The following is a 21,092-nucleotide window of genomic DNA, read 5'->3' as shown; positions in this document are numbered from 1 at the left end:
TTCTATCAAGGGGTGTATCGGTACGCGCTATACGCCGTATCGCGCTGCGGCAGGACGCTGTATAGGAAAATCAAAAAGCAGGGCAGCCAGATGAAGGGCATACGAAAAATGGTGGACGGGATAAAACCTGCCAAAAGGAACAATCCCATTGCTGCCAACCCAATGACGCGCTGCTTGCTTTTCATATTCCTGCCTGCGGCGACGCAGAAGAAATAGTATGCGGCATAGAACAAAAAAGCCGTCAGCGAAATCAGACCGAAACCGAGGTATAGCTCGATAAGGAAGCTGTGCGGGTTTTCAAACGCCAGGCTGTCGCTCAAGTGGCCGCCGAAATATTCTTGGAATTTTTTCGGACCATAGCCCAACAGCAGGAATGGCGGATGTTCCCAGAAATAGTTATAGATTTCCTGACGGTAGCCGACCGAATTGTCGCTTTCCAAATCAAACAGGAACAAATACAGGCGTGAGGAAATATTTTCCAAAAAGGCATTACCGTGCAGGGAGAGCAGGAAATCGGCAATGTACTGTTTCGGAATCATCGACAATCCCGCGCCTGTAACACCTATGGTCATCAGCGTAAACAGCCCGTTGTTACGGTAAATCAAGTTCAGGATAAACAAAATGATGTAACACAGGGTAGCGGTACGCGACGCACTGGCAAAAATGACTACGCCCAAACATAAAAAAAGTATCAAGCCGAGCAAGTATTCTTTTTTACTGACATCAATATTGAAAAATACTAAAACGGCAGGCGCAAAACAGAGGGCGGTCGTGCCTAAGTTGTTAGGGTTAAAGAAGAAACCCTTAATAATCCCCGCATCAATGGCCAATACTTCATCTGCTTGAACGAATTGGATGCCGGTCAAAATCTCCACAGCGGGCGGGATGATGATAAATGCGCAGAAAAAAAGCAGCAGGTGGCGGATAAACGCCATCGGATTTTCATGTCGGCTCAATACCAGGTACAGCAGATAAAACAGGCTGGGTAGGGACAGGAAAAAAAACGTATCCATAATCCTGACCGAATCCAGCGTGGTAATAAACAGATGGATGCCGCCCCAACCGCACATGATGGCAAGCGCTGCCAACATCCTGCCTGCTTTGCCGTTGAACCGTTTGGACTCTAACGCAAAAATCAGCAGGGCGGTAGGCAGCAGCAGGATGGTCAGGGGGTTGTCGATACGCGGAATACCGGCTTTGTACGACAGCATCGGCCCCAGCATATAGGCGGTTGAAATCGTGTATATCAGCGTAATGTATAAAGTTTGTGTTTTGAGTTTCACTTTGTTTCCTGAGGTGGGACGGTTTCGGAAATATTATTATATGCAGAAACAATTTGTCTGACCGCAGAATCCGACTGAATGCGTCGGTAATGTATTGGGCGGTATATCGGCCGAAAAGTTTCAGTTCCGATGGTTTTGTGTCCGTCTGAAAACTGCCGCTTCCTTCGGATTATCTTTTCAGACGACTCTTGACAGCAGCTGCTGCCGAAATAAGGGACGACTTGCGACGCCATATCAGATAGGAGAGTCCTGCCAGCCAAAGCAAGGCGAACAACGGATAATTTTCCTTTGTGCCGAAATAGGTGTAGCTCAGGCAAAGCAGTACGCTCAAAGCGGTATTGGTATAAATTTTCAGCCGCGGCAGAGGACGCCACACCCTAGATGAAAATTCGGTTTTGATGATGCAAAACACCCAAAACGATATTGCGCTCGCTATGGCTGCACCACGCGCCCCCAAATGGGGAACCAGTAGCGACAGCAGACTGAAATTGATGGCAAAAGCGACAATGTTGACTGCTGTAATTAACCAAGTTCGTCTGACAACGTTCAATCCGATACCGCTGACTTCCGTAAGCGTATAAAACAGCGGATACAACATGCATGAGAGCAGCAAAAACTGTACCGGAGCGTATTTGTCGGGCAATATCCAAGTAACGACGGGCGAGAAAATGCCGATAAAACAAATCATCGCACTGATTAATTCGGTCATCGAAAGGGTGATGCCGCCGATTTTATCCAAATGGGTTTTGTCTTCCACCCATTTGAACACCAAAGGCGCCCAAATGGTTGAGAATACGCTTTGAAAAATCAGGGCAACCGCGCCGAAGCTGACCGCCATCGAGTAAATGCCAAGCTCATTCAAACCCGCCCACTGTTTGAGCGCAAAACGATCGATTGAGGTCAATCCCCAATAAGCCAAATTCCCGAATGCCAAGGGCAAACCGTAGCGCAGGCTTGCATGATGGGTTTCAGACGACCAAGGAGCGCGCGCAGCAGCGCGCAGTTCATGTCTGGTTTGGTATGTCAAAACGGCGACAGTCAATACTTGCGCCACGGTGTAGGCAAGGACAAGACTGACGGTATCAGTTTCGACACCGCTGAAAACGAATAACAAAACCAACGCCAAAATCAGGAATTTCGGTGTCAGCTGGCTGAGAGAAAAGGCGACAGCTTTTTCCTGCATCCTCAGTATTAGGGAGAGAAACCGCGCAAACAGGCAGGTCAGCAGGAAAATTAAAAACAGCAAGCCCAAGGTTTTATCTGGCAAATCAAAAATCAAATCTGCCGGCCAAGCCGTATTCCATACAAGCACCGCCAAAATCACGACAGTCGTCAAAACGAACGGCGACAGGCTGATGGATTTAAACAGGGACGCTTTATCTTTAGCGGCGTAATATTCGCGGATATACGCCTGATCCAAACCCAGCCCCAAAATCAGGATGGCCAGACCGGAGATGGTTTGCAGTAAGACGATGCGGCCGATGTCTTCCGCAGGGTAGTACCATGAAATCAGCGGAAGCGAGAGGATGCCGAAAGCCGCGCTGCCTATCGGGCCTAAGGCATAACCGAGTATTTTTCTTATATTCATAAATAGGTGGGGTTTGTTGCCGCCAAGATTTTCAGACGACCTGAAAACGCAGCAGCATCATATAAATAAGGGCTTTCTTAGGTCGTCTGAAAACAAACGGTCTAAGAAAGCCGACTGCCTGCCGAGAGCTGTCGGCAAGCAGTCCGCCTCAATCATCAAAGGTGTTACGCTTTCACGACTTTCGGGTTTTTCGCAGGGAACTTGCCGCGCGTATCGACAATCAGTTTGGCGTGTTCGGCAATCATGTCGTAGTCAAACTTATCGTGGTCGGTGGTCAGGACTACGCAGTCGTATTTCGCTACGGTTTCTGGCGTCAGCGGCTCGCTCTTCAGGTCGAAGTAGTGGTGGCCGGGGATGTACGGGAACTCAAGCACGTGCGGGTCAGAGTAGGAAATGTTTGCACCCAATTTGTGCAGGCGGTCCATCACCTCCACAGACGGGCTTTCGCGCATGTCGTCCACGTTTTTCTTGTAGGCGATACCCAAAACCAAGATTTTGCTGTCTTTGATGGAACGGTTGTGTTCGTTCAAAGCCAGGCCCACTTTGCTGATGACGTAGTCGGGCATATGGGAGTTCACTTCGCCTGCCAGCTCGATGAAGCGGGTGTTCACGCCGTATTCGCGCGCTTTCCAAGTCAGGTAGAACGGATCGATGGGGATACAGTGACCGCCCAAGCCCGGACCGGGATAGTAGGCGACGAAGCCGAACGGTTTGGTTGCCGCAGCGGCGATGACTTCATGAATATCGACATCCATTTTGTCGGCGACGATTTTCATCTCGTTCACCAAGCCGATGTTCACGGCACGGTGGATGTTTTCCAGAAGTTTGGTCAGCTCGGCGGCTTTGGTGGAGCTTACCGGTACGACTTTGTCGATGGCAGGCTGGTACAGCGCGATACCGACTTCCAAACAAGCAGGGGTATGACCGCCGATGACTTTCGGGATGGTACGGGTTTCAAAATTCGGGTTACCCGGGTCTTCGCGCTCCGGAGAGTAAACCAAGAACACATCTTTACCGACTTTCAAACCGCCTTCTTCAACGCGCGGCAGCAATTCTTCTTCGGTCGTACCGGGGTAGGTGGTGGATTCCAAAGACAGCACTTGACCGGCGCGAAGGTAAGGTTTCACCGCGTCGGTGGTGTCGATAACGAAACTCATGTCCGGCTCGCGGTATTTGTTCAACGGAGTCGGTACGCACAAAATCACGGCTTCCACTTCACCGATGCGGGAGAAGTCGGTGGTGGCTTCAAACAGGCTGTTTGAAGCGGCGGCGATTTTCTCGGCAGGAATATGCTCGATGTAGGTCTCGCCTTTGTTGAGTTTGTCGACTTTGGTTTTGTCGATGTCGAAGCCCAAAACCTGATAACCGATGTCCACATAGCGGAGCATCAGAGGCAGGCCGACGTAGCCCAAGCCGACGATACCGATTTTGGCGGTTTTATCTGCAAATTTCTGAATGGTGGTATTTTTCATGATAGGTCTCATGTGATGGAAAACAAACCGACGCGACCATGTCGGACTCGCGCCGTGCCTGCCTGTGGAGGCATTCAGGGAAAGAGGAGGAGCTGTTCGCAGGTTTAGAGTAAAAGGGGAAAAAAAAGTTTTACGCCTTATATAAAATACGGCGCGAACAAAAAATGCAGTATTATAATATATGCATATATTATAAAACAATGATGACGGAAAGAAAGAAATCTTGTTGTTTTTAATGTATATTATTTCGTTAGTTACAAAAATTTGCATTGTAAATACAAATGATTTGCCGATTGTAAATTCCAAAATATTTTCGTAAATTAACCAAGGTTAAGATTTTTGTAAAACCGGACGTAAAATTATAAAGGTCGTCTGAAAACCTTAAAAATTGGGTTTTCTGACGACCTTTGCACATTTTGCCGTATCGCTTCAAGGCATTTTAAAACATAGAATGCCCGCTCACGGTTTTTTCCGGTACGGATTGAATCACGTCCCAATGTTCGACGATTTTACCGTTGCGGTCGAAGCGGAAAATATCGACGACCGCTTCGCCCCGGTCTTGGGCGGAGGTTTGGCTGAAGACGTGCATGAACACCAAATCGCCTTCCGCCGCGATGCGTTTCACTGCGGCGTGCGAGCCGGGATTTTCTTTCAAGAACGGGGCGAAGGAATCGATGAATGCCTGTCCGCCGTCGGCAACGGTCGGATTGTGCTGGATGTAGGTTTTGCCGACATATTTGCTGACGGCTTCTTGCAGTTTGTGCTGGTTGAACGCGAGGTCGTAGAAGGCGAGGGTGTTGGCTTTGTTGATTGCCTCTTGGGTTTGCGCGGCTTTGGTATGTAAGGGTTTGGCTTTGGGAGCGGCGTATGCGGCGGTTGATAAGAGGGCGGCTGCGGTCAGTAAGACGGCGATGATTTTTTTCATTTTTCGATTTCATTTTGGTTTTGGGGGATGGATAGGTCGTCTAAAAATCTGATTTTTAAGGTTTTCAGACGACCTTTGCCCTAGGCGGCGGTTAAGCGGCGGCAACGGTAAAGCGTTCAAACAAATGCGCTTTGTTTTCCGCGTCGTCGGCGATGGCTACTGCCAAATCTGCCACGCTGATGCCTGCCGGAATTTCGCCGTCCATCAGCAAATCGTCTTTGCCCAAGCGGTATTTGCCGGTTTTGTCTTCGCTGAAACCGCCGTCCGCGCCCAGTCGTGCCGGAGGGGAAACGAAAGACCAGTTCACATCGCGGCGCGGCAGGAGTGCGGTCAAAAGGTGGCGTGCGGCATTGGCGCCGTCGTAAATGGCTTTGGGGAAGTCGGGCGTATCGACAACTTGCAAATCAGGCGCGGCATACAGGCTGCCTGCGCCGCCAACGATTAAGAGATACGGCACTTGCGCCGCTTTTGCCGCTTCGACGATGCTGTTCGCGCCGCGTGTGAAATCCGCGCCGATATTCGGATTGGTCCAGCCGGGATTGAACGCGCTGACCACGGCGTCAAAGCCTGCCAGCTTGCCGGCGAAGTCCGCCGCGTTCACGTCTGCGGAGACGGCGGCAACATTTTGCGCTTGGAACACTTTATCCGTATTGCGCGCGAAAGCGGTCACTTCATGACCGCGGCCTGCCAATTCTCGAACGACTGCGTTGCCGACATAACCTGTTGCGCCGATGACTGCGATTTTCATGTTTGACTCCTTGTTGGGATGTGATTAATTAGATGAACGCATTGTAAGGTCGTCTGAAACGCTTGATAATCCCTGTTTTACTGTTGTTATTATAAAGTTGAGCTAAATAATAGGATGAAAAAAGGTCGTCTGAAACGGGGTTTAAAGTTTCAGACGACCTGTTGTCAGTGGATGGATTCGATGCCGGTAATGTTCCCCTTGGGATCAAATGAGACATAGAAATAGTATTCGCCGTCAGGCACCAATGCATCGTCATCATTGTGAAACACGATATCGAAATCCTGATCGAAAAAATCCAATTTTTGCAGCTTTAAGTCTTGGAGGAAGCTTTCCGCCGTCGGATGCGGATTGGGAAAAAATCCGTCTTTGGTGCGGATGCCGTTGTGTTTGCGGATATGTTCGAGCAGGTAGGTGTTTAGGGAGGCATAGAGTTGCGTCTGTTGGGCAAATACTTCCGGCAAGCGTTTGAGGGTACCGCCCGCTGGTTTGTCGCCCTCTGCGTTCAAAGACAATTTCACAGGCAGCCCCGCCCATTCTGCCTTGGCTTCGAAATTTTCCATAAATGTGTTTAATCTGAATGTTGCCAGCGGATGGGTAAACAAAACGGGATTCAGATATTCGCGGCGTAGGTTTTCCAATTCTTGATTGTGTGCATCGCTTTCGAGCACCTCAACTAAAAGTATATGGCTCAACCACTCGCCTCCGAATGGCTCCCAATCCATGGCTAACTTACTTCGGATACGGTACACAGTCAGTGGCTTGAGCGTCTGAAATGAACAGTTTTTAAAAGGGTTGCTTGCATCGTCTTCTCCCCAGGTCAGCTTGTATACGGGCTGATCCATGAACGTACCGCTTTTAACATGGACATAGCCTAAAATTGGGCAGCTTTTGGCTTGGAATTGTTTTTTGCCGCCACCTATGCCCGCATTAATCCTGAATGTTCCTATCTCGGGGTCGAAATCGGAAGTCAAGACCAGCATTTCTTCCGATTCGTTGGCGAATAAGTCGGCATAAACCGCCGTATTCAAATTCAAAGCCGCCAAACGCGCGCGCTCTTGTTCATCTTCGGCAGAAGGACCGATACCCAAAAAACGCAGCAGGCGCGTCAGTATGCCTTCACGTTTGACACGGCCCGGTTCGTCGAAAGAAGCCATCATAAAATCCTTTTAAAATGTGAACATCAATTGGCGGTATACCTGAAAAAGGGTAGATATGCAAATGGCGATAAGCGAATATGGCTCAACCGCCCAATCAGTTCTGCGCCGATTTTTCATCCGCGCTATATAATCCGCAGTATTCCCAACAGGTCGTCTGAAAACGCCGATTCCAATCCGGTAAACACCATGCAAGACATCAAACCCCTGCTCGTTTTCGCCGCCGTCCTCGAACACGGCAGCATGAACGCCGCCGCTGCCGCGCTGGGCATGACCCCGTCTGCCGTCAGCCAGCACATCAACCGCCTCGAAACCCTGCACGGCATCAAGCTGTTAAACCGCAGCACGCGCAGCCTTGCGCCGACCGATGCCGGCCGTGCCTTGGGCGAATACTGCCGCCGCCTCGCCGCCACCCTTGCCGATACGCGTACCGTTATCGACAATCTCAAAACCGAACCCGTCGGCGAATTGCGTATCTCCCTGACTTCCAGCGTCATCGGTTCCCGCGCTTTTCAGACGGCGTTTGCAAGATTGCAAACCGAGTTTCCCAAAATCCGTCCCGTCCTCAATTTCAGCGATACTTTGGACGACCTGCAACACAATCAGACCGACATCGCCATACGCGGCGGCGACCGCGCCTTGGACGATCCCAATCTGGTCGCGCGTCATCTCGTTACCTGGCCGTACAGCATTTGCGCCGCACCCGATTATCTCGACCGCCATCCGCCCATCGCCCATCCCTCGCAGCTTCATGCACACCGCTGGCTGCACTTCCTGCACGTGCGCACGACCTTGCAACACGGCGGTGAAAGCTATTTTCTCGATATTGCCGACAGCACTGCCTGTACGCATCTTGCCGCCGTGTGCAGCCTGACCGAAAGCGGTTTCGGTTTATCTTTGCAAGTGGGCGGCGAAGTTCGGGAAAAAATCGCCCAAGGTCGTCTGAAAACCGTTTTGCCCGAATGGACGCTGCCGCCGGTCAGCCTTTATTTGGTGACGCCTTACCGCGTCCAGTCCGCCAAAACCGAAGCCGCCGTCCGTATCTTTACGGAAAGTTTCGCCAAGGAAGCAGACGCATGAGCGCGGAAAATTGGAGCGTTTACCTGATTTTGTGCGAAAACGGCGCGCTTTACTGCGGCATCAGCAACCGCCCGCAAGAGCGGTTTGCCGCCCACCTCGCCGGCAAAGGCGCGAAATACACGCGGCTGAACAAACCGACGGCGATGCGTATCGTTTCAGACGACCTCTCCAAAAGCGAGGCATTGAAACAGGAAATCGCCATCAAAAAACTGACGGCAGGGAAGAAGAGGGAGTTGTGGGAAGCAGCGGCGGGAAATGCCTCCACTGAGCGGTAGTGCGAATTTTGCCCGAAGGCATATGGAAAAAAGGTCGTCTGAAAAACAGAATTCAGACGACCCCTATTTTCTGTAAATCGCTGAATTTAACATTCTTGAAAGATAAGTTGAAATTCCCTAACCGGCAGCATAGTATAATGCCCGCTTCCCGCAAATCTTGAGGCCGCCATGAAACCGATACCCTATATCCTTGCGGCTGCGCTCTGCCTCAGCAGTTCAGCCGTATCCGCAAATCCCGTTACCTATATCTGCAAAACCGCAAACGGCATTGTCTTTACCAACCAGAAAACCGGTGCCGAATGTACCGTGTCCCATGTTGACGGCAGCGCGACCGTCAGCAGCGAAGAAGCCGACAGCGCTGTTCCCGAAACGGTCAACCTAAAAGAAGCCATCGGTCAGGCAGCCCCCGAAATTGACGACATTAAAATCCTTCCGCGTCCGGCAGTAAGCAGCGTAACCAACACCGCAGAAGCCGCCAATCCCCGCCTGGATGTGAGACTGCGCAACCAGCCGGATACCAAAGCCGCCAAAGCGCGTGCCGCAGAGATGAACCGCAAAGCGAAAATCCTTCCTGCGCCCGTTGTATCCGCACCTGCGAAGCCTCAAATGTCGCGTAAGCAAATCCTTCAAAAAGAAGTCCGCAACGAGCAGGCCGCACTAGCGCGTGCCCAATCCCAACTTGCCGCCGCCCGCCGTCAGGGGGATCAGGCAAAAATCAACCGCCTGACCCGTGATGTCAGCGACAGGCAGGCAAGCATCCGCGCCATGCAGAGCGAAATGGGGCGTTGATTCTTTTTTATAGCTTTATTGCAATCCACCTTCAAAAGGTCGTCTGAAAAGTAGCGAAACCCGCTATGGATATTTCAGACGACCTTTTTGCGTTGTGTTCCTATGTTTGCTAGCGAGAGTTTGAAAGATCGGAATGTATAGTGGATTAACTTTAAACCAGTACGGCGTTGCCTCGCCTTGCCGTACTATCTGTACTGTCTGCGGCTTCGTCGCCTTGTCTTGATTTAAATTTAATCCACTATAGCGTGAGCTATGCCCACGAATGCAGTTGGTGGGGGTAAAGGCAGAAGGAAAGTTGTATTGTCGCGGGCAAAGTCCGCGTTACGGTTTATAGCAACCTGTTTTAAGAAGGTTGTCTGAAAAAGCATCGGGCTTGCGATGCACGCATTTTCAGACGACCTTTTTGCGTCGTTTTCCCTATGCCCGCTAGTGAGAGTTTAAAAGATCGGATGTAGCGCGGGCTATGCCCACGAATACAGTTGACGGGAGTTATGGCAGAGGAACAGTTGTATTTTCCCGGACTGACGCAGGCTCCTGCTGTCAATTCCCTTCCTTACACTAGAAGACGGTAAGCGCAAAGTGAAGGATTAATTCTACAAATCAATACCGTTGCAACGGCATATTAAAGTTCTTTCATTATATTCATTCAAGTATAAACATAATACAAAAAGACATAGCCATAAATGCAGTATGAGAGTTTGGCATAAGAATTGCAGGATAACATACATAGTTCCACTTATAAAAGTAAATATGCGTTAAAAAATAAAAGAAACTCAAAGATTATCGGAGTTTATTTTGAATAAACGGCAATTTGATGAAGTTTCTATATTATATCTACTGATATAGATATGTTCTAAAAATTGTACTTAAGTGACAATTAACGTCAACCTATTTGATTTTCAATAATATATAAACAAAATAAATGAATGCCTGTCTCATAAAATCCGCGTGTGCCTTGAAGAAGAAGATTTGGCGGCGGGACAGTGCGGGGAGTACGTCTTGTTTTGATTGTATATGCTTGAATTCAATCTGATATTTTTTAATAAATCCAACCAAGAGAGATTGTTATGAATAAGATTTTCAAGGTAGTATGGAACCGTACCATCGGCTCTTTCGTCGTTACTTCCGAATTGGCGAAGGGACGTGTCAAATCAAGCGGCGAAGGTGCTGAAGGGGATGTGCGCACCTCAGAGGAAGGTCGTCTGAAAACCTTGTTCAGGCTGACGGCGTTGAGCGCGGCATTATTGGGATTTTCCGAAGGGGCTTGGGCAGTGGTTGCGCCTGCCGGTCAAGTTGTCAATGGTTCGGGTGGGGAAACTGCGATCAACGGCGGTAATGCTAATGGTACAGGTGCAGTTGCGGTTGGTGCATATTCTCGTGCGGGAACAAGGGCTGCACCTCCTCTTGGGCTCAATACGGGTGCTATTGCAATCGGTGGTAGTGATCAAACTACGGCTACGTATGCTGATGGTAATAATGCGATTGCTATTGGTACGGGTGCAAATTCAAATGCAGCTAAGGCTACGTCTATTGGTTCGGATACGATAGCCTCGGATCAATTTACTACTGCTCTGGGTGGTCGCGCCGAGGCGAAGGCGCGCGGTGCGACAGCCATTGGCGGTTGGACACAGGCTACAGGCCAGTTTGCGGTTGCCATCGGGGGGAGTGACCGCTGGGGGCGTGGTATAAATACAGAATTGAATGACGGCAGTGGCGCGACTTTGGCTTCAGGGGCTCGCAGTACCGCTATTGGTCGACGTGCGATGGCTACGAGGGATGATACGCTTGCTTTCGGTACGAATGCGAAGGCTACGGGCGTAGATGCGGTTGCTTTTGGGACGAACGCGAATGCATCAATTCTTAAATCGATTGCTATCGGTAAAAATACACAGGCAACGGGAGAGGCCTCTATCGCTATTGGTAGTGATGATGTTAAATATGGAGAGATTAAAGCAACCTCCAGACAAGGTATTGCCATTGGTACGGGAGCTAAGGCGATAGGCGATACTCAAGCCGTTGCCATCGGTCCGGATGCCACTGCTTCGGGTCAGCAATCAACCTCCATTGGTAACAATACCCGCGCAAAAGGGGATTCGTCTGTTGCCATTGGTGGCGATGACTGGGATGAAGCAAAAAAAACTGTAAATGCACAGTACAAGGTATTGACTGGTTCTGATATGGCTGGGGGTTATGCGGGTACGGAAGCAGCTACCGCAGCGGTTGCGGTAGGTGTGAAGGCGCGTGCGACTGGTGCTCTATCAACGGCTTTTGGTCCAGGTTCGACAGCTAGTGGTTTGGGTGCATCAGCATTCGGTGTGGGTGCGTCCGCTACTCAGGATAAATCCGTTGCTATTGGTGCGGGCTCGACCACAACCATTAATGCGGAAAAGATAACTACTGCAACTGTAAATGGTATTACCTATGGTGGTTTCGCGGGTACCAACAACTTGACGCACGGTTCGCAGGTTTCTTTCGGTTCGGTAGGCTACGAACGCCAGCTTAAAAATGTTGCCCCAGGTGCGATTACCTCAACTTCCACCGACGCGATTAACGGCAGCCAACTTTACGCGCTTCATGTAGGTTCGGGCAATATCGCCAAAGCAGTTGCCGATGCATTGGGCGGCAACGCAGCTGTAGGCATTGATTCTACAAACAATCAAGGTACGGTAACGCTGCCGTCTTATGATGTGTTCAAAGGCAATGCGACACCGAATGCCACAGGCAACAGTGCGACCAAATTCAATACGGCAGCCGCAACCAACGTAGGCGGCGCGTTGACCAATCTCAATACTTACGTCAACCAAGGCTTTGCCGTCAAAGACAATGCGGGCGCGGCGAAGGGCATTGTTACGCCCGGAGAAAGCGTGCAATTTGCCGACGGCAATGCAACTACCGTTACCGTTGAGACTGAAGCAGACGGCAATACTAAAATCAAATACGACGTTAAGGTGGACGACAAAACCATCAAGGTTGTTGACGGTAAACTGACCGGTACGTCGCAAACCCATTTTTACAGCGTCAAAAACGAAGATCAAACTAAAGGCAACTACAACAACGACGGTGCGACAGGCGACAACGCGCTTGCCGCAGGTGTAGATGCTTCTGCGACTGCCAATGGTACAACTGCGGTAGGTCTGAAGGCTCAGGCATCGGCTGAATCTGCCATCGCAGTCGGTAGCGAAACCAAAGCGGCGGCGAAAAACGCGGTAGTAATCGGCAACAAGGCTTCCGTTGAAGCAGCCACAGGCTCTATTGTCAATGTCAACGGTACGACCACGGGCGAAGGCTCGGTCGCCGTGGGTGCGGCAAGTAAAGCCAGCGGTACGAACGCGACCGCCGTCGGTCAGGCTGCAAATGCCTTCGGTCAGAATTCTTTTGCAGGCGGTCAAAATTCCAAAGCCTCGGGCAAATCCAGTGTAGCCATTGGCGACGGGGCAAATGCTACTGACGATTCTTCTTCTGCCGTCGGTCCGTATGCCCAAGCGACTAAATCGGGTGCATCGGCTTTTGGTTATTACGCTAATGCATTAGGCGAAAACTCTTTGGCGGCAGGTAGAAATGCGCAAGCTACAAATGCTAATGCAGTCGCTCTTGGCAATGAATCCAAAGCGACGGGGCAAAATACCATTGCATTTGGTAACAACGCTAATGCTTCGCAAAACCAAGCAATGGCTTTAGGTAGGAATACTGTCGCATCTGCCGGATATACCGTTGCATTGGGTGATGAAGCGAAAGCAACAGCGATTAAGGCAATCGCCTTTGGTTCTGGTGCCCAGGCGACAGGTAACAATTCCGTCGCAACAGGTGTTCAGGCGAAAGCTCATGCGGATGATGCATTAGCTGTTGGCTCAAACGCCAATGCTTCAGGGGAGTCGGCAATCGCTTTGGGCAAGCAAAGTAATGCATGGAAGGTAAATTCTCTGGCGTTCGGCAATAGTGCGAATTCCAATGGTGAGCGTGCCATTGCAATTGGTTTGGAGAGTGTGAGCAACGGTCAGAATGCAGTTTCTGTCGGTCAGAAAGCTTATGCACATGAACACGGCGTTGCCATCGGCAGTGAAAGCAATGCTGCACAGGCCGCAGCCATCGCTATCGGTAACAAAGCCCAAGCCATGAAATACAGCTCCATCGTTATCGGTGAAGAAGCGAAATCCAATAATTCACGCTCTGTCGTTATCGGCTATCACGCTTCTGCAACCAATCCGGCAATGTCCGCATCCAATCAAGATACCAATCAAACTGTTGCTATCGGTGCATATGCCAATGCATGGGGTGATCAATCTACTGCCATCGGTAACAATGTATACGCAAAAGGCAATTCTTCTATCGCTATCGGTTCAGACGACTGGGATACTGTTGCTGCAAAAGTCGTTGACGGCATGAGTGGTAAAACGGTTAAAGAAGTTTATCAAGACTATACCGGCGATGAGATGCAGACCGGCAAGGACTCCTATACTCTGACGACCTCAGGCGAAGCTGCGGTAGCCATTGGTACTAAATCACAGGCAGAAGGCGAATTGTCTACTGCGTTCGGTACGGGTACACGCGCTCAAGGCGTCGCCTCTGCCGCATTCGGTATGGGCGCGAAAGCCACCAAAGGCAACTCTGTGGCAATCGGTGCGGGCAGTACGACTGCAACCGATGCAACCAAAGTCAACGAAGCTACTGTCAACAATCTGAAATATTCAGGCTTTGCAGGCGGCAACAATATTAATCCGGGCGACCAAGTGTCTTTCGGTACGGCAGGCTATGAACGTCAATTGAAAAACGTTGCTCCGGGCGAAATTTCTAGCACTTCTACCGATGCCATCAACGGCAGCCAGCTGTACGCAGTACAAAACGTTTTGGGTAATACTGCCCAAACCGTTAAAAATATATTGGGTGGCAATGCCGAGGTTGGTGAAAACGGCAGCTTTACGATGAGAGACATCGGCGGTACAGGCAAAAATACCATCGATGCGGCTATTCGTGATCTGAATGCTAATGCGTACAAACCGTTCAAGCTGACAACAGCGAAAACTGCTAATACCAACGGTACGGTACAAGATGACTCGCTGCAAAACATTACCAGCGGTTCGACCATTACGCTGGAAGCGGGCAAAAATATCTCCCTGCGTCAAAACGGTGCAACCGTCAGCATCAATACCGTCGATAATCCTGAATTCACGGGCAAAGTTACCGCTAAGGGCGGATTGGATATGGGCGGCAACAAGATTACTAATGTTGCCAAAGGTGATACTGCCAGCGACGCGGTTAATCTGGAGCAATTGCAAGAAGCAATGGCAAACCTGCGCGTCAGCACGCTGACAACTGTCAATAATGATGCGCCGTTCTCTTATATTGATAAAGACGGTAGATTGCTGAAGCGCGAGGTAACAGTAGATTCGGGTACAGGAGCGAAAACCGTATCGTTCAAACATATGGATGACAGCACTCCGTACACAGGCGATGTAACCATTGCCGCATTGAACCCGACCGATCCGCAAACCACTACTCCGACCACAGTCGGCAATGTGAAGAACGGTGCTAAAAACAATGATGCGGTCAATGTTTCCCAATTGAACAAAATTGCTGAAGCCATCGGTACGCAAGTGAATCCCGACGGCACGATTACTGCGCCGACTTACAACGTCATTTCAGGCGATCCTTCAAAAACAAGCGTAGCTAATTACAACACTGTAGGTGGTGCGCTTACCGCTTTGAGCAGCGCTGTACGCACGCCGTTATATTTTGAAGGTGATTCAGGTGAAAAAATCGACCGCTTGTTAGGCAGCACCGTAGCCGTTAAAGGCGGACAAAACAATGCAGACAAACTGTCTGAAAACAATATCGGCGTCGTTACGGAAAAAAACAGCGGCACGCTGAATGTCAAACTGGCAAAAGAATTGACCGGCCTGACTTCCGCAGCCTTTAGCGGCGATGTAACTACTGCCGGCACGACTGTTAACGGCTCCGGCGTAACCATCGGCTCTGGCAGCAACCCTGTGAGCCTGACTGCAGGCGGACTCTCCAACGGCGGCAACAAGGTTACCAACATTGCCGACGGCGTGGCAGATAATGACGCAGCAAGCTATAAACAAGTTAAAGCCGCGAAAACCGAGGTTCAAGGGGGTACGAATGTTGCCAGCGTAACCAAAACCGATAACCCGACTGACGGACATACGGTTTACACCGTCAACGCCAAAGGCGCAGCCGTAGCGCTCGACAGTAGTGTAGATGGTTTGAAACTGACGTCGTCTGAAAATACAACCACCAATGTCACTACCTACAATTTGGATTTGTCAGACAAAACCAAAGCCTCTTTGACAAAAGCCGACAGCGCATTGCAAAACATTGGCGTACAAGTTAACGGCGAAGATGCTAAAACGTTGAATCAAGCTGATTCCAAGCTGAACTTCGTTAATGGCACAGGTACGACCGCCGAAAACAAAAACGGCACCGTCGCGTTCAATGTCAATAAATCTACATTGACAGCGGGTACGGGTGGTACGGTTAATGCTGGAAAGACGGGCGATGCTTTCGCCACGGCTGCTGATGTTGCACAAGCCATCAATGAGGCTGTTGCCAACAGCGAAAAAACCAGCGCGGTAGAAAAGGGCGACAATACCCATGTTACTGCTGTGGAAGCAGGTAATAAAACGACCTACACCGTTCATGCTGACAATACCACGGTCAGCACGAAAAACGGTGGTAAGCTGAAATTAACGTCGTCTGAAACGACAAACGGCAATCTAACCAAAACCACCAACTACGAAATTGACCTTTCAGACGACGCCAAAGCTGAGATTCAAAAGGGTGTGGAAGCAAAAAATATCGTCGATACCAAAGGTATTACCTTTAGTGGCAACAGCGGCTCTCCTGTAACCAAAAAACTGGACGAAACGCTGGCAATTAAAGGCGACGATACAAATGTGGTTACCGAAGCGGGTACAGACGGCATTAAAGTCAAGCTGAAAGACGAAATCACTGTTCAAACCGTCAATGCCGATAAACTCAAAGCGGGCGACAGCGTTCTGACCAATGATGGTTTGAACATTGCCAATGGTGACAATCCTGTATCCCTGACCAAGTCCGGCTTGAACAATGGCGGCAACAAGATCACCAAAGTTGCCAAAGGTGAAAATGAAGATGATGCTGTGAATTATGCCCAGCTTAAAGAGCTGGCTGACAAAGGTCTGACTTTTGATGCGGACGGCAACACTTCGACCTCAAGCAAAAAACTGGGTGAGCGCGTCGGCATCAAAGGCGGCAATAACATCACTACTTCCGCCGACAACGACAATGTTACCGTCAAGCTGAATGACGATATTACGTTGACCAGCGTAACTGCGACTACCTTGAAAGCAGGCGACAGCACGCTGACGAATGCAGGATTGGTTACGCCTAAAGTTACCGCGGGCAATAGCGTGTTGGAGGATAACGGATTGACTATCTCCAATGGTGCAGTAAACGCCCCTGTCTCCCTGACCAAAAACGGTCTGGATAACGGCAATAATAAGATTGCCAAAGTAGCCAAAGGTACGGCAGACACCGACGCGGTAAATGTCGAGCAAATCAAACCGCTTGCAGCCGCATTGAACACGACCGTTGGTGCAGACGGTACGGTCGGACAGCCGAGCTTTACCGTCAAACAAGCCGACGGTACGGCAGGCACGCCTGTACATACCGTTCAAGATGCTTTGAACAAAGTCAGCGACGAATTGAATAAAGGCCTGACCATTGCGGCAGACAACGGCAATAACCAGAAAATCAATCTGGGTGATACCGTCAAGTACACGAGCAAAGACAAAAATATCGTTACGACTAGTGGCACGAACAAGGATATCGACTTCAGTCTTGCCGAAAAAATCACCATTGGTAAAACCGACGGTAAGAAAGTTGTTATCGACGGTACGAACGGCACGGTAAGCGGGCTGACTAACAAAACCTTGGGCGATACGGATTTCGCTACCAAAGGTCAAGCTGCGACTGAAGAGCAGATAGATGCCGCGCAGACCAATCTGGCAAATGTTTTGGGTACAGGTTCAACCAACCAAAACGGTACGGTAACGGTTACCAACATCGGTGAAACAGGCAAGATTACCGTCAGCGATGCAATTAAATCTGTCAAAGAAACTGCTGAAAAAGGCTGGAATCTGCAAGCCAACGGCGATACTGCCGAAAAAGTAGCAGCAGGCGAAACGGTAACGTTCAAAGACGGCAAAAACATCAAAGTAACCCGCGACGGCAAAAACATCACCGTAGCGACTTCAGACGACGTCGAGTTTAATAAAGTAACCGTCGGCGGCAGCGAGTTGACAGGTGCAGGGTTGAATACGCCCAAAGTAACCGCAGGCGACAGCGAGTTGAACGGAAGCGGTTTGACCATCTCCAACGGTACAGCAGGCTCTTCCGTATCCCTGACTAAAAACGGTCTGAACAACGGCGGTAACAAAATCACCAAAGTTGCCGAAGGCACACTTGCGGCTGACAGCACCGATGCTGTTAATGGAGCGCAACTGTACAAAGTTGATCAGAAAGCCAACACCAATGCCGAAAATATCGCCAAAGGCATCAACGTTGGCGGTACAGAAGGCAGCAAAAAATACGCATTGGGCGACACTGTCAACATCAAAGGCGACAGCAACATTGTCAGCGAAACAGTTGAAGGCGGCGTACAACTGAAACTTGCCGATACCGTCAAAATCGGTCAAGACACAGGCAAACCTGTCAGTATCGATGGTACGACGGGAACAGTGAGCGGTTTGAGCAATATTACGTTAGGCGGTACCGGCTTCGCGACTTCAAACAAAGCCGCAACCGAAGCCCAGCTGGATGCAACCCAAGTGAACCTGAAAAACATCTTGGGCGGTAATGCAGAAAACACCAACGGCAATGTAACCACTGCCAATATCGGCGACACAGGCAAAGCCAACATTCACGAGGCGATCAAGTCAGTGAAAGAGACTGCTGAAAAAGGCTGGAAGCTGAAAGTGAACGAAGAAACTTCGGCACAGGCCGAAAAAATCAGTCCTGATGATGAAGTAGCCATCAAACAAGGCAAAAACATCACCGTGACCCGCGAAGGTAAGAATATCACTGTAGCCACTTCAGACGACGTTGCTTTCAATAAAGTCACGGTCGGCGACAGCGTGTTGAACGGCAACGGACTGACTATTGCCAATGGCGCAGCAAACGCTCCTGTTTCCCTGACCAAGTCTGGTCTGGACAACGGCGGCAACAAAGCCTCCAACATCGCCAAAGGCACTGCGGATACCGACGCGGTAAATGTCGAGCAACTTAAACCGATTGCAGCCGCATTGAACACAACAGTCAACCCGACAACGGGTGAAGTGGCTGCGCCCGCGTTCACCGTAACTAAAGCGGACGGCACGAAAAATACCGCTGTCGGTACGGTTCAAGAAGCCTTGGATAAGGTGGGCGAAGAGTTGAAGAAAGGTTTGGTTATTGCCGCTGATGAAGGGTCGTCTGAAAAAGTCAACTTGGGCGACACCGTTACTTACACCGGTACCGATGGCAACATTAAGACCAAAACCCTGCCGGGAGGCAAAGTTGATTTCGGTTTGAACGACAAAGTTACGTTGGGCAAAGCCGGCGGCACTCCGATTGTCCTTGACGGTACGAACGGCACGGTAAGCGGACTGACCAACAAAACCTTGGGCGGTACGGACTTTGCCACCAAAGGCCAAGCTGCGACCGAAGAACAGCTGAATGCTAGCCAAGTGAACCTGAAAAATATCTTGGGTGGTAACGCAGAAAATACCAACGGCAATATTGCTATGAGCAATATCGGTGGTACTAACCAAAATACGGTTCACGACGCAATCAAGTCTGTGAAAGAGACGGTGGAAAAAGGTTGGAAGCTGCAAGCGAACGACGATACCGAAGAGAAAGTTGCTGCCGGCGAAACGGTTAACTTCAAAGACGGCAAAAACATCAAAGTAACCCGCGACGGCAAAAACATCACCGTAGCTACTTCAGAAGATGTTGAATTCAATGCCGTCAATGCCACCAATGTGATTGCAGAAACCGTTATCGCAGGTAACAGCGTATTGACGACCGACGGTCTGAAGATTGGTGATGACAGTTCTCCGAACCAAGTGTCACTGACTACTGCCGGTCTGAACAACGGCGGCAATAAGATTACCAAAGTAGCCAAAGGTACGGACGACACCGATGCAGTAAATGTCGAGCAAATCAAACCGTTGGCAACAGCGTTGAACACGACCGTTGGTGCGGACGGTTCCGTTGCGGCTCCTGACTTTACCGTCAAACAAGCGGACGGTACGGTAAGTGCACCAGTGCATACCGTTCAAGAAGCATTGGACAAAGTCGGCGACGAGTTGAACAAAGGTCTGAAGATTGCCGCAGACAACGGTAATGCGGACAAAGTCAACTTGGGCGAAACCGTTACCTATACGAGCAAAGACAAGAACATCGTGACGACCGTAGCGAACAACGAAATCGACTTCAGCCTGGCTGACAAGATTACCGTTGGCAAAGCAGGTCAAAAACCGGTTGTGATTGACGGTACGACCGGTACAGTGAGCGGACTGACCAACACCACATTGGGCAGTGCGGACTTTGCCACCAAAGGTCAAGCTGCGACTGAAGAGCAGCTGAACGAAACCCAAGTGAATCTGAAAAACATCTTGGGCGGCAACGCAGCCAACAACAACGGCAACGTAACGACCAACAACATTGGTGGTACAGGTAAAGACAACGTCCACGAAGCCATTGCCGCAGTTAAAGAAACTGCTGACAAAGGCTGGAACCTGAAAGCGAACGACGAGACCGACAGCGAGAAAATCGCTGCGGGCGACACCGTGACCGTGAAACAAGGTAAGAACATCCGAGTGAAACGCAGCGGCAAAGATCTGACGGTTGAAACTTCAGACGACGTTGAGTTTGATCATGTCAAAGCTGATTCAGTGGCAGCGACCAGCGTGGTTGCCGAAAGTGTTATCGCAGGCAACAGCGTCTTGACTACCGAAGGTTTGAAGATCGGTGCAGACGGTTCGCCAAGCCAAGTGTCTCTGACTACTGCCGGTCTGAACAACGGCGGCAACAAAATCGCCAACGTAGCCAAAGGTGTGGCAGACACTGATGCGGTTAACGTCAGCCAGCTGAATCCGATTGCCAAAGCGTTGAATAGCAGCATCAACCCGATTACTGGTGCGATTGAAGCTCCTGTCTTTACTGTAACCAAAGCAGACGGTACGAAACATGAAGCCGTAGGCACGATTCAAGATGCTTTGGATAAAGTGGGCGAAGAAGTCGGCAAAGGTCTGAACATCGTTGCGGACAACGGGTCGTCTGAAAAAGTGAACTTGGGCGATACTGTCAAGTACACAAGCAAAGACAAGAATATCGTTACCACAAGCGGTACAGGCAAAGAAATCGACTTCAGCCTGGCCGAGAAAGTCACCATCGGCAAAGACGCGGCGAACGGCGGCAAACCGGTCGTGATTGACGGTAAAGAAGGTATTGTCAGCGGACTGACCAACACCACATTGGGCAGCGCCCCATTGGCCGGATCGGACAAAGCCGCGACCGAAGCCCAGCTGGATGCTACCCAAGTGAACCTGGCAACCATCTTGGGCGGCAACGCAGCCAACAACAACGGCAACGTTACGACCAGCAACATCGGTGGAACAGGTGAAAACAACATCCACGACGCGATCAAGTCAGTGAAAGCGACAGCCGATAAAGGCTGGAAGCTGAAAGCGAACGATGAAGCAGACAGCGACAGCGAAAAAATCGCTGCGGGCGACACCG

10 protein-coding genes and 1 pseudogene are annotated in these 21,092 nt (G+C 50.2%); 4 read left to right on the top strand and 7 right to left on the bottom strand.

Annotation, left to right across the window (positions count from 1 at the left end):
* Positions 1-5: 5 nt before the first annotated feature.
* The 6 genes from HMPREF2954_RS08520 to HMPREF2954_RS08495 form a co-directional block, all read right to left on the bottom strand.
* Positions 6-1,283 carry an O-antigen ligase family protein gene (locus tag HMPREF2954_RS08520; RefSeq protein ID WP_049228401.1) on the bottom strand — a complete coding sequence of 426 codons (1,278 nt, stop codon included), beginning with the start codon at positions 1,281-1,283 and terminating at the stop codon, positions 6-8.
* A gap of 169 nt (positions 1,284-1,452) precedes the next feature.
* On the bottom strand, positions 1,453-2,871 hold the full coding sequence (locus tag HMPREF2954_RS08515) for a lipopolysaccharide biosynthesis protein (RefSeq protein WP_070689088.1): 1,419 nt from the start codon (positions 2,869-2,871) through the stop codon (positions 1,453-1,455).
* 164 nt (positions 2,872-3,035) lie between these two features.
* Positions 3,036-4,343, bottom strand: a complete 1,308-nt coding sequence (locus HMPREF2954_RS08510; RefSeq protein ID WP_003769118.1) for a nucleotide sugar dehydrogenase — start codon at positions 4,341-4,343, stop codon at positions 3,036-3,038.
* A gap of 439 nt (positions 4,344-4,782) precedes the next feature.
* Entirely contained in the window at positions 4,783-5,268 is a 486-nt protein-coding gene (locus HMPREF2954_RS08505) for a nuclear transport factor 2 family protein (protein WP_045073567.1), read from the bottom strand.
* Between the two features lie 91 nt (positions 5,269-5,359).
* Positions 5,360-6,016, bottom strand: a complete 657-nt coding sequence (locus HMPREF2954_RS08500; protein ID WP_045073564.1) for an NAD(P)-dependent oxidoreductase — start codon at positions 6,014-6,016, stop codon at positions 5,360-5,362.
* Positions 6,017-6,180: 164 nt separating this feature from the next.
* A complete protein-coding gene (locus HMPREF2954_RS08495) occupies positions 6,181-7,170 on the bottom strand; it encodes a DUF7021 domain-containing protein (protein WP_045073561.1) in 990 nt (329 codons plus the stop codon).
* Between the two features lie 189 nt (positions 7,171-7,359).
* Here HMPREF2954_RS08495 and HMPREF2954_RS08490 point away from each other — a divergent pair, with 189 nt between their 5' ends.
* The 3 genes from HMPREF2954_RS08490 (at position 7,360) to HMPREF2954_RS08480 (ending at position 9,314) form a co-directional block, all read left to right on the top strand.
* Complete coding sequence (locus HMPREF2954_RS08490) at positions 7,360-8,250, top strand: LysR family transcriptional regulator (protein ID WP_045073558.1); 891 nt, start codon at positions 7,360-7,362, stop codon at positions 8,248-8,250.
* Positions 8,247-8,525, top strand: a complete 279-nt coding sequence (locus tag HMPREF2954_RS08485) for a GIY-YIG nuclease family protein (RefSeq protein ID WP_003744780.1) — start codon at positions 8,247-8,249, stop codon at positions 8,523-8,525. The genes HMPREF2954_RS08490 and HMPREF2954_RS08485 overlap by 4 nt, the downstream gene beginning before the upstream one ends.
* A gap of 168 nt (positions 8,526-8,693) precedes the next feature.
* A complete protein-coding gene (locus HMPREF2954_RS08480; protein ID WP_045073556.1) occupies positions 8,694-9,314 on the top strand; it encodes a hypothetical protein in 621 nt (206 codons plus the stop codon).
* Between the two features lie 99 nt (positions 9,315-9,413).
* Here HMPREF2954_RS08480 and HMPREF2954_RS13050 read toward each other — a convergent pair.
* Positions 9,414-9,563: pseudogene (locus tag HMPREF2954_RS13050) on the bottom strand (IS5/IS1182 family transposase); the annotation flags it as partial.
* A gap of 818 nt (positions 9,564-10,381) precedes the next feature.
* Between HMPREF2954_RS13050 and HMPREF2954_RS08470 the strand changes: the two are divergent.
* Positions 10,382-21,092: ESPR-type extended signal peptide-containing protein (locus tag HMPREF2954_RS08470; RefSeq protein WP_141755657.1), on the top strand; the 10,711-nt coding region annotated here is incomplete at its 3' end.

It is taken from the genome of Neisseria sp. HMSC067H09 (assembly GCF_001814135.1).
In the GTDB taxonomy this organism is placed as follows: Bacteria; Pseudomonadota; Gammaproteobacteria; order Burkholderiales; family Neisseriaceae; genus Neisseria.
Note: the sequence above shows the minus strand (reverse complement) of the source record. Positions and strands in the feature narration are given on the sequence as shown.